This window comes from Collinsella sp. HCP28S3_E12, assembly GCF_052065595.1.
Taxonomy (GTDB): Bacteria; Actinomycetota; Coriobacteriia; order Coriobacteriales; family Coriobacteriaceae; genus Collinsella.
Genome location: NZ_JBQHTS010000024.1, coordinates 15799 through 27027, shown reverse-complemented (window position 1 = coordinate 27027; position 11229 = coordinate 15799). Strand labels below are relative to the sequence as shown.

General features: G+C 57.0%; 10 protein-coding genes. 2 read left to right on the top strand and 8 right to left on the bottom strand.

The features are described 5' to 3' along the window. Positions 1–105: 105 nt before the first annotated feature. The 3 genes from ACTNBY_RS08580 to ptcA all read right to left on the bottom strand — a co-directional run bounded on the left by ACTNBY_RS08580 (position 106) and on the right by ptcA (position 3329). On the bottom strand, positions 106–255 hold the full coding sequence (locus ACTNBY_RS08580; RefSeq protein WP_441064160.1) for an agmatine deiminase family protein: 150 nt from the start codon (positions 253–255) through the stop codon (positions 106–108). Between the two features lie 306 nt (positions 256–561). Then, entirely contained in the window at positions 562–1992 is a 1431-nt protein-coding gene (locus ACTNBY_RS08575; protein WP_441064158.1) for an APC family permease, read from the bottom strand. A 266-nt stretch (positions 1993–2258) separates the two neighbouring features. Continuing rightward, positions 2259–3329: a putrescine carbamoyltransferase gene (gene ptcA, locus ACTNBY_RS08570; RefSeq protein WP_441056337.1), complete on the bottom strand. Its 1071-nt coding sequence runs from the start codon at positions 3327–3329 to the stop codon at positions 2259–2261. A 398-nt stretch (positions 3330–3727) separates the two neighbouring features. On the opposite strand from ptcA, the gene ACTNBY_RS08565 reads away from it, so the two are divergent. Further along, positions 3728–3871, top strand: a complete 144-nt coding sequence (locus ACTNBY_RS08565) for a LuxR C-terminal-related transcriptional regulator (protein ID WP_441064162.1) — start codon at positions 3728–3730, stop codon at positions 3869–3871. Here the strand turns inward: ACTNBY_RS08565 and ACTNBY_RS08560 are convergent. From ACTNBY_RS08560 to ACTNBY_RS08545, 4 genes are all read right to left on the bottom strand, one after another. Next, positions 3846–4604, bottom strand: a complete 759-nt coding sequence (locus ACTNBY_RS08560; RefSeq protein ID WP_441064157.1) for a hypothetical protein — start codon at positions 4602–4604, stop codon at positions 3846–3848. The two genes, ACTNBY_RS08565 and ACTNBY_RS08560, sit on opposite strands and share 26 nt — an antisense overlap. Positions 4605–5426: 822 nt before the next feature. Further along, on the bottom strand, positions 5427–6227 hold the full coding sequence (locus ACTNBY_RS08555; RefSeq protein ID WP_123220203.1) for an SDR family NAD(P)-dependent oxidoreductase: 801 nt from the start codon (positions 6225–6227) through the stop codon (positions 5427–5429). A gap of 39 nt (positions 6228–6266) precedes the next feature. After that, the gene (locus tag ACTNBY_RS08550) at positions 6267–6518 is read right to left on the bottom strand and encodes a hypothetical protein (protein WP_441064155.1); all 252 of its coding nucleotides are present in this window, start codon (positions 6516–6518) and stop codon (positions 6267–6269) included. Between the two features lie 86 nt (positions 6519–6604). Beyond that, positions 6605–7291: an LPXTG cell wall anchor domain-containing protein gene (locus ACTNBY_RS08545; protein WP_441064153.1), complete on the bottom strand. Its 687-nt coding sequence runs from the start codon at positions 7289–7291 to the stop codon at positions 6605–6607. A 973-nt stretch (positions 7292–8264) separates the two neighbouring features. On the opposite strand from ACTNBY_RS08545, the gene ACTNBY_RS08540 reads away from it, so the two are divergent. Continuing rightward, positions 8265–9482, top strand: a complete 1218-nt coding sequence (locus tag ACTNBY_RS08540) for an InlB B-repeat-containing protein (protein WP_441064152.1) — start codon at positions 8265–8267, stop codon at positions 9480–9482. A 129-nt stretch (positions 9483–9611) separates the two neighbouring features. Here ACTNBY_RS08540 and guaA read toward each other — a convergent pair whose 3' ends face one another. After that, positions 9612–11210, bottom strand: coding sequence for a glutamine-hydrolyzing GMP synthase (guaA, locus tag ACTNBY_RS08535; protein ID WP_427719448.1), 1599 nt, complete (start codon positions 11208–11210; stop codon positions 9612–9614). Positions 11211–11229 lie beyond the last annotated feature (19 nt).

Below are 11229 nucleotides of genomic sequence, written 5' to 3'. Positions count from 1 at the left end.
CGAGCCGTGACCGGAATCGGTGAAAATACGTTAGCGCAACCGGTGAAACCGCCTTTGCGCGAACGGCGCGCCTGTTTAGCGAAACTGGTGAAAAATAGATTGACGCTAACACTTCTGGGCGGGCTTGGCGCCGTGGGCCCAGGTGTCGGTGCGGTGGGGCCAGCCCATCCACACGCGGTCCTGGGGGGCGAACTCGGCGGGCATGAAGAAGCCGTCGGCCCTAGGGGTGGACTCGGACTCGGTGATCGTACGCATAAGATTTCCTCCAAACCGGACGATCGTCTGCCGCGGGCGGGCTGCCCGCGGCCTAGGACCAAGAGATGGCGGGCGCCCGTCCCCCGGCAGAGGTCGGGGCGCCCGGCGCCGGTTTTCACGGGGTCGCACCGGCGGGCGACGACGTAGCCAGGTGCGCGGAGACAGGGCGCACGAGGGATACGGGAGAGGGGTCGGGGCGGTCGGCGGCTGCCGGAGCTATCGCCTGCACCCGCCCCGGGGAATGGTTGGCGGACCCGTCGCCCGGGCACACCTCCGAGGAGGCCGGGGTGCCCGGAACCGGGTGCCCTAGTTCTCCTCGGCCTCCTCGGCGAGGCGCTGGGCGGCCAGCTCGGGGGTGAGGCCCTTGTACTCGGTCTCGCGGCCCTTGGCGCTGACGACGCGGACGACCTCGCCGATGAGCATGAGCACGATGAAGATGATGATCATCGGGACCTTCTCGCCGATCTCGGCGGCGGAGAACGGCGCCAGCGTCGCGACGATGGCCAGGATCAGCTCGATGCAGGGGATGGCCAGCATGACCTTCATCATCGCGCCCTTGAACGGGAACGTGAAGATGCGCTCGCGGTTGGGGTCGTTCTTGCGGAGGTTGAGGAACGCCGGGAACATCGGGATGTAGGTGAGCAGCAGGAAGACGACGGAGGTGCCGAAGAGCATCCAGAAGACGCCGTTGGAGATGGCGTCGACGGGAACGAGCTGCAGGCAGAGGACCAGGGAGGCGACGACGGCGTTGACCAGGTTGGCGCCGTTGGGCATGTCGTCCTCGGAGATCATCGAGGCGAAGACCTTGGGCATGTTGCCGTGCTCGGCGGCGTAGCGGGCGACGGAGTTGACGCCGAAGGACCAGGCGGCCATGTTGGCGAACAGGGTGATCAGGAAGGCGATGCAGATGACCTTGAAGAGCACGGAATCGCCCACCATGGTCTGGACTGCGAAGATCATGCCGTAGTCGGGGTCGATGGAGTCGGCCGGGATGGCGGCGCCGATGCCGAAGCCAGCGAACAGGTAGATGACGGCAATAGCCACGCCACCGACGACGATAGCCTTGGGGATATCGCGAGCGGGATCGGCCATATCATCGGTCATGGTGCAGATAACCTCGAAGCCCATGAAGTTGAAGATGATGATGGACAGGTAGCCCAGGGCGTTGGTGTTGGTGAGCTCGGGCAGGAAGGTGGCGGCGGACATGTCGCTCGCGAAACCGTTCTCCATGGCATACCAGATGCCCAGGGCGCCGACGATGACGGCAACGGCGACCTTGATCAGGGCGCCACCGTTGAGGACCCACTCGGAGTCGGCCGCCTTGGAGCGGCCCATGAGGTAGACGATCCACACGAAGGCGAGCTCGATGCCCATCTTGGCGATCAGGTTGAACTCGACGCCAAAGACCATGCCCAGGATGTCGGGGAACATGGTCGCCAGCGAGGCGATCCACAGCGGGTAGTTGACCCAGTAGTAGTACGAAATGCGGGCGCCCCACTTGTCGCCCAGGCCATCGCGTACCCAGTCGTAAATGCCGCCCTCGCCGTCATAGGTGGTGCCGAGCTCGGCGACGACCATGCCGTAAGGGAGCAGGAAGGTCAGGATCAGGAAGATCCACCAGAAGAACTGCTGGTTGCCAATGGCAGCAGCAGGAGCGGCGGCCTCGCAAACGAAGACGACGCAGATGATGGTCGAAATGACCGTCAGGAAGGAAAGCTTTTTCTTTCCGTCACTCATATTTAATCCTTTGCTCAGTCGTTTTCAGACAGGGCGCCAGTGCTTACGCGCAGTGGCGCAGATGATGGGCAGCAAGAGACAAGCATCTGCTGCCGCCCATCAGAAAGCATCGTACAGGCCATACCACACGTCGGTGTAGATGAAGTCGGCGCCCTTGATGCACTCGGTTGTCGTCGGAGACTTTGCAGTTCTCCTCGCCGATGGCCATGAGGTCGCCCATCTCCTGCGAAGGCGGGCGAGCCGTAGCTCGCCCGACCTGGTACGTCTTACAGACCGTGCTTACCGAGAGCGGCCATGCGCTCATTGATGGTGGCGCGGTATGCCGCAGCCTTCTGCTCGTCGGGCTCGCTCTGGGGGCACAGAGTGGCCAGGATGGCGCGAATGGAGTGCTTGCGGTTCTCGGCCTCGACCCAGCACAGGGAGCGCTCGGGATCGTCCATGACCTCGTCGACGACTTCCTCGCCACGGTTGGCGGGCAGGCAGTGCATGAACATGCTGTTCGGACCGGCAACGTTCATCATATCCCAGGTCACCTGGTACTTCGGATAGAACACATCCATGTAGCTGGAGCTGGAGACTTCACTGTCGTAGAGGCCGTACCACACATCGGTGTACACGAAGTCGGCGCCCTCGATGCAGGAGATGTCATCGGAAATGGTGATGGTGCCGCCGGAGACCTTGCAGTTCTCCTCGCCGATAGCCATGAGATGCTTGCCGAACTCGGCGCGCTCCTCATCGGTGCCAATATGCAGGCAGCCGTCGGGAATCTGATGCCCCTTCGGTCCGAACTGCACGAAGTCCATGCCCATCTTCGTGCAGATGAACATGAGCGACGCGCAGGTCTGGGTGGCATCGCCGATCCAGGCAAACTTGCAGTCCTCGATCTTCTTACCGGCGGGCAAGTTCTCGATCATGGTCATGAGGTCGCCGAGCTCCTGGGTGGGATGGTTGTACTCGCTCATGCCGTTGATGACGGGGGCCGCGGAGTACTTCGCCAAGCTCACTACATCCTTATGACGATCGACGCGGGCCATGAGGATGTCGACGAGGCTTCCCATAACGCGGCCGGAGTCCTCGATGGACTCATGGCCACCCAGCTGGATGGAGCCGGGTCCGAAGAACTGGGCGTGACCGCCGAGGTCGCTCATGGCCGTCTCGAAGGAGATGCGGGTACGGGTGGACACCTGCTGGAAGATCATGCCGAGGGTCTTGTCCTTCAGCAGGTGCGGGTACTCGCCGCCCTCCTTGATGAGCCCCTTCATGGCGATGGCCAGATCTACCATGCCGAGCAGCTCTTCTTTTGTGAAGTCGTTGGTGTCGATGTAATCCTTGACCATTGAAATCTCCTTCAAAATTCGTTGGCCGGACCGCCCCTTGCGGACCGCGCTCCCATGAAGCGCCCCGAAATGAGCGAGACGCTCCCTTGCGCCACACAGCATGGGACGCACCCGTAGTTTTGAGAAGAAATAACCAGGATTATTTTCAGATTACATTAGCTCACCGCACACCTTACCCTGGCTAATCCTAGCTAATCCTAACTAATCCTAACTAGTCCTAACGCCTAGACGGATTGATATTGAACTGGTTTCTTCGCCCTGTGCGCCGCTGTCAACACCTTGCGCCTCCGTTCTAAGGAACCGACGCGCCCGATGCCCAAGAATACGTAGACGAGCTGCTCCTCGCCCTCTGCGAGCACTGTCACCTGACCGCGCGCGAGCGCGTCATCTTGAAAGAGGTGCTGCAGGGCGAGGACAACCAGAACATCGCCAGTTCGCCGCAACTGGCCCTGGGCACCGTGCAGGCCCATGTGCACAACATTCTGAAGAAAACCGGCACCACCACCCGCCAAGAACTCACCCAGCTGTTCTGGAAGGGATGAAGAACGGCCGAAGCGGCTGATCCCGTAGGGGGCGGCCGCAGCCGGTGTGAGGGAGATTGGATGCAGACTTATCGGAGTCGACCCCGACGATGGTCAGCTTGGCATCGTCGATGTTCACGGTGAACTGGTCGGTCACGTCGTTGCCGTCGGAATCGATGACGACGGCTTGGCCGGAAACCTTGACAGGGTACTCGCCTGCATCGGTGCCCGCTGCAGAAGCCTCGACGCCGGAAACGTAGAAGGTCTGACCATTGATCTGGAACTCCAGGGCCTCGAAACCGGATACGGACTTCTCGGTGCCGTCGTAGGTCACGGACTTGGAATTGGGAGTGAGGGTGATCTGGTACTTCTCGCTACGGTCGGTAACGGTCAGGGTTCCGTACGTCTTGTTGATCTGATAGTTGTCCAGATTGGTTCCCTCGTTGGGGATGCATTCGAATGTATTCTCGGAGGAGCCGACGATCTTCTGCGAGCCGGTGAAAGAATAGGTGGCACCTTGGCCATCGACCCAACCAGTGCCCCCGACGATAACATCGTCGTTGGTCAGCGGCTCGCCGTCGTACTCCTTCGAACCACTCGCGGAGGTCAGGGTGACCGGACGCTTTTCGACCGTCAATTTACCTTCGTTCTTCACGATGTTGTAATATTCGGCAATAGACGGGTCGAGCGTTACACGAATCGCATTTTTCGATGTGCCACAATCGGTCTGAGAACCTACAAACTCTATTTCCATATGGTGAATAATAACCGAGTTTTTGTTGGCTATGCGTCGTTTGAATGTAATTACCTCTCTAATAAATCAAATATGTTACTTTTCAGCACCATCAAACCAGATTCTGCCTCCTTCGAATTAGGCACCCACCCCATCAAGACCACGAAGCATCCCCGCCCTCAGCCTCGGCCTGCTAGTCATGTGCCTGTTCACCTGGGAGAAAGCATGCCAAAGGCAGAGCTGGACCATGGTTTGCGGCCACACCTTCGCAACCGCGCGATGAGGACGACGAGGTCCCTGGCGAGGTATATGCCGTCGACGAAGACGACCCTGTGGACCTCGTCGACGCACTCGGGCATGGGTCAGACCTCCCGGAACTCGGCCGTCCTGCTCCTGAAGGCCCGACCGCCGCGGTAGGGGCAATAGACGGTCTTCATGGGCACCTCTTCCGAAAGGGTTTTTAACGGTTCCGGAAAAGGTTATCTGCCTGCGGGAACGATAGGCAACCGGACACACATTCTGTCCGAGCGGTTAAAAGCGGGCACGAAATTCAAACGGCTGAAAAAGGGGCATCGACCTGTGCCGATGCCCCCAACGTGGACACACATTTTGTCCTATAAGCCTTAGCCAACAGATTGCCTGCACAAAAAACATGGCCACCCGCAAAGGGTGGCCATGTAGATTCTATCTGCAAGAAATCTTTTGCGTGCGTGGTGTGCTTTCGCGCATTCAGTCATGCGCACCTTCGCGCTTTCACACTTTAGCACGTTCATGCGTTCATGCGTTCACGCTTTCCGCATTCTCGCGTTCGCGCTTTCGTACTGGTCTATTCGCCTGTACGAATTACCACGTGCGGGAATTCATCTGGCGGAACTGAGCAACGGTTGGAGCGTGCGAATTCATGCCGCCGTCAACGTTGATGATCTGTCCCGTGGTGTAGGTACTTTCATCGGAGCCAAAATACACGGCTGCATGAGCAATGTCTTCTGGGCAACCGTAGCGGTTAACCATGATGCTACCCAAGAAGATATCTTTGAGCATCTGAGGAACCTTCGCCTCGTTTTCTGGCGTAACAATCAAGCCTGGACGGATGCAATTGCAGCGGATGTTGTCTTTGCCGTATTGCAAGGCAACGTATTGCGTGAAGATGTCTACGCCCGCCTTGGCGCATGCATAAGCGGTAGAACCTAAGTCGCCTGCACATGATGCCATAGAGCCAATGTTTACGATTGCGCCGCCACCAATTTCTTTCATGTAGGGGATAGCGCACTTCGTTGCATAGAAGGTGCCACGCAGGTCGCTTTCCAAAATAGCGTCCCACATTTCAAGGGTGAGCTCGTCAACACGACCGTCCTTGAGGGCAACGTTTGCTGCATTGTTTACCAAAATGTCGAGCTTGCCGTATTGCTCTACAGTGTCTGCAATAAGCGCTTCGATGCTTGCTGGTTCGGTAATGTCGAAATAGTGGAAGCTTGCCTTGCCGCCTGCTTCAACAATTTGATCAACTACAACTTGGCCTTTTTCGGCACGACGGCCACTAATTACAACCGTTGCGCCCTCGGCTGCGTATACCTTTGCGATACCGATGCCAATACCGCTGGTGGAGCCCGTTACGATAGCAACTTTGCCTTCGAGTCTACCCATTGTGTTCCCTTTCTCGTCAAATTAATCGATAAGGTATTTTTATTCCTTTTTCGCGTTTTTGTGAATATTTGCATAGAAAAAGCGGATGGCAGGCGTGGGGATTTCGGCAGGAAGGGAAGGGGCCGGCCGCGTTGCGTGCACTGCCGTATTCTTTTCTGCAGGAAAATATGTTGAGCTGCTCGTTTTTCTGTTTGAATAGTAGACAGATTTAGCATGGTCATAGGCTGCTGGCAAACAATTTACTCCCTCAACAAAACGCTTGCTCTCTGACATGCCATGCTCGGCGCACAAAGTTGGCACCTTCCCAGACGGGAAGGTGCCTTTTCTGATTATCTTAGCGCTTCATTTCAATGGAGCTGCACCAATGGTATCCGTGCTTATTTATAGTTGTTGCGCTTTCTGAACGTGAAGAGCGCCCCAGCACCGGCAGCGATCGCAACGCCGCAGATGCCCATTGCATAGGGGGCGGCACTATCGCCGGTGTGAGGGAGATTGGATGCAGACTTATCGGAGTCGCCCCCGACGATGGTCAGCTTGGCATCGTCGATGTTCACGGTGAACTGGTCGGTCACGTCGTTGCCGTCGGAATCGATGACGACAGCTTGGCCGGAAACCTTGACAGGGTACTCGCCCGCATCGGTGCCCGCTGCAGAAGCCTCAACGCCGGAAACGTAGAAGGTCTGACCATTGATCTGGAACTCCAGGGTCTCGAAACCGGATACGGACTTCTCGGTGCCATCGTAGGTCACGGACTTGGAATTGGGAGTGAGGGTGATCTGGTACTTCTCGCTACGGTCGGTAACGGTCAGGGTTCCATACGTCTTGTTGATCTGATAGTTGTCCAGATTGGTTCCCTCGTTGGGGATGCATTCGAATGTATTCTCGGAGGAGCCGACGATCTTCTGCGAGCCGGTGAAAGAATAGGTGGCACCTTGGCCATCGACCCAACCAGTGCCCCAGGTAGCCTCCCCAACGGTGACCTTGTGATTGGTCAAGGGCTTGCCGTCGTACTCCTTGGAGCCACTCGCGGAGGTCAGGCTGACCGGACGCTTTTCGACCGTCAAGACACCATACCCCCTGATAATAAGATTATAGTGTTCCTCGAAGTATTCCTCACTACCTGAAGGTAACACTACGTCAAACGTATTTTCCGATTCGCCAGCATTCGTCCGAGAGGTCCTATTGAATTGGACTCTGTCTTCGTCAAAAGGAGCCCAACCGTCCCCATCGACACTAATTCCTCCGATAAGAGGCCTTCCGTCATAGGTCTTAGAGTAGTTCGCGGAAGACAAATATACGGTACGCTTTGTAATCTCGATATCGAATCGTTCCTCAGCCACATCACCCCCCGAAACCTTCAAAGTCACGTGGCCGAGTTTAGTTCCCGTTACAGAAACGGTACTGTGATCTGGATAAAGACTATCAAGATACGAGATTTTGATAGCTCCACCGTCCACAGTGGACCAATCCCAAATATAGTTAGACCTTGATGTTCTATTGGTATATTGTGCAGTCATGTAGTACTTAATCTGATTTGGGCCACTGATTGCAGGGGCATCAGCGAAAGCTGCGACGGGCAGAAAAGATGCTGCCAGCACTGCCGCCAGCATCACCCTCGCAAATCTTTTCGCAAGCGATTGGGAGAGAACTGCAGTTTCGACCTCTCCCCATTTGGAGAATTTGGAATCCATGAAGCTCATGTCTGCTCCAATCGCATCGAATTGAACCAACGTAAAACGCAACACGACGTACAGTGTGTTGCTGCGTTTTTTCGATTTGGTAAAGAATAACCGAATCTTTGTTGGCTATGCGTCGTTTGAATGTAATTACCTCTCTAATAAATCATATTTGTTACTTTTCTGCACCACCAAACCAGATTCTGCCTCCTTCGAATTAGGCACCCACCCCATCAAGACCACGAAGCATCCCCGCCCAGAGCAAGCCCGAGCCGAGCAAGGGACATGCCCGAAAAGAATTCTCTGTTAACATGAAATGCAATGTTGCAATAGGGAACGCACGCTTGAATTGGAGGATACGATGAAGATACAGGTTAAAGAGACCTTGGCCAGGCGCCGGACGGTTTTCGTCCTCACGCTCGCAGCCATCGTCGGCGTTTGCGCTTTCACCTTCTCCGGCGCCCAGAATTACGCTTGGGCCGAAGGCGAGGGACCCATTGCCACTTGGAATGAAGTCAAAGCGCCGGGATATGGCGTCGTTAAAGCAAATGAAAAGAACCTTTCGCTTGAAATAAAAATAGATAGCTCGAACGATCACCTGGAGGCCCATTTCACGAATAACGGCGGAGATACAATTCACCCATCTGTCCTTGAGTTGACAACGGAAGATGGATCAGTATTAACCGCCTATTTTGGTGAAGATATTCTTCCTACCAATCAAGCAGCATCTTCCATTGAAGGCTCGAAACCCACTACCCGATTCACTAAAGCAGAGCTTTACGAAACCGTCACCGTGACCTTCAATATGAACAGCCACGGAACCCAGATCATCAACCCCATTACGGTCAAGAAGGGGACGTCCGTCACCCTGCCCGAGCCCACCGATACCGACTATGACTTCGGCGGCTGGTTCACCGATGAGAGCCTCACCACCTCGTTCAACGGTACCGCCGCTACAAGCATGACCGTCTACGCCAAATGGACCAAAAAGGAAAAGGTCACCGTTTCCTTCGAATCCAAATATGGCACTGCTCCTGAGGCCAAGACCGTGAGCAAAGGCGGTGTCGTCGAACTCCCTAATCTAGGCACTGACGGCGACTACACATTCGTTGGCTGGATCATGAAGGGCTCCGAAGGCACCGATCCCTTTATCGGCGAATACACCGCTAAAGAAAACATCACCTTCACGGCTGTCTGGGAAGCTCCCTCCACTCCCATCATCGAAATGGTCGATGTCACCTTCGACATGAACGGCCACGGCGACAGTGTGACCAAGCAGACCGAGAAGGGCAAGCCCATCACCTTTATCGATGATCCCGCCGCCGAAGGCTATACCTTCAAGGGCTGGACCTACGACAAGGAAGGCAAGCAGGCCTTCGACGCCAAGAAGAACGCAGACCAGGACACCACCCTGTACGCCCAGTGGAAGAAGAATGCCGACTCCGCTCCCACCAACTCAACAATCCCTCGGACCGGTGACAACCAGATGGCACTCCTGGCATCCCTCTGCTTCAGTGCAGCAGCCCTGATCGCAGTCGGCATCGCGTTAGCCGCGTATCACAAACGCAAGCACGCATAAAGCATACGTGACGTTACCGTTCTAATTCTCGATCTAAACAGAGGGGAGTCCCGCGGGACTCCCCTTCCCATTCGCGTACCTAATTACGCTGTTCCTACTAAAATTGGGAATTCTATTCCCAGTTTTCTCTTATTCCCACTCAATGGTCGCGGGCGGCTTGGACGTAATGTCGTAGCACACGCGGTTGGCGCCGGGAACCTCGGCAACGATGCGGCCGGAAATGCGGGCCAGCACATCGTAGGGCAGCTTGGCCCAGTCGGCGGTCATGGCATCACTGGATTCGACGGCACGCAGGATGATCGGGCGCTGATAGGTGCGCTCGTCGCCCATAACGCCAACGGACTTGATGTCGGGCAGGACCGCGAAATACTGCCAGCAGCTGTGCTCGGAGTTGCGCTCGCCGGTCTGCTCAAACAGGCGCTGGTTGTAGGCATCCAGCTCCTCGCGCACGATGGCATCGGCGTTTTTGAGGATCTCGAGCTTCTCCTTGTCGACCGCACCGATAATGCGGATGGCCAGACCCGGGCCCGGGAAAGGCTGACGGAACACGATATGACCCGGCAGGCCCAGTGCCAGACCAAGCGCGCGGACCTCGTCCTTAAAGAAGTGATCAAGCGGCTCAATGAGGTCGAAGTGTACGCCCTCGGGGAACGGGATCAGGTTGTGATGGCTCTTGATGGTGGCCGTCTTGCCGCCCGTCTTGCGAGCGCCGGACTCGATGATGTCGGGGTAGATGGTGCCCTGAGCCAGGTACTTGACCGGCTTGCCATCGGTCTCGAGCTGCTGCGCCACGGCGAAAAACTCTTTCCAGAACTGAGTACCGATGATGCGGCGCTTCTCCTCGGGCTCGGTCACGCCGGCCAGAAGCTCGGCATAACGGTCCTCGGCGTGAACGTGGATAAAGTCGACATCGAACTGCTTGGTGAAGACCTCCTCCACCTGCTCGGGCTCGCCCTTGCGCAGCAGGCCGTGGTTGATGAACACACAGGTCATCTGCTTGCCCACGGCGCGAGCGCCCAGCGCAGCCACGACGGAGGAGTCGACGCCACCGGACAGGGCCAGAATCACGCGGTCGTTACCGACCTTCTCGCGGAACTCGGCTGTCATGGTCTCGACCAGGTTGTCCATGCTCCAGTTGGGCTCCAGGCCGCAGATCTCAAACAGGAAGTTGCTCAGCAGCTGCTGACCGTACTCGGAGTGCTTGACCTCGGGGTGGAACTGCGTGGTGAAAATCTTGCGCTCGGGGCACTCCATGGCGGCAACCGGGCACACGTCGGTGCTGGCGGTAACGGTAAAGCCCTCGGGCACCTCGGACACGGCGTCGCGGTGGCTCATCCACACGGTTTGCTGCATGGGCGTGGAGTTAAAGAGCTTGGCGCCGGCCGTGCGTGTGATGGTAGCACGGCCGTACTCGCCCACCTCTGAGTGGCCGACCTTGCCGCCGAGCGTCACGGCCGTGATCTGATGGCCGTAGCAGAAGCCCAGGACGGGAAGGCCCAGGTCAAAGATGGCAGGATCGATGGACGGAGCGTCCTCGGCATACACGGAGGCCGGGCCGCCGGAAAGGATGAGCGCAGAGGCGTTCATCTCGCGAATCTCATCGGCCGAGATGTCGCAGGGAACAATCTCGGAATACACGTTGAGGTCGCGGACGCGACGGGCAATGAGCTGACCGTACTGCGCACCAAAGTCGAGTACGAGGACCTTTGCGGAAGCCTTTTGATCCATGGTTTCCCCCTCTTGTTGG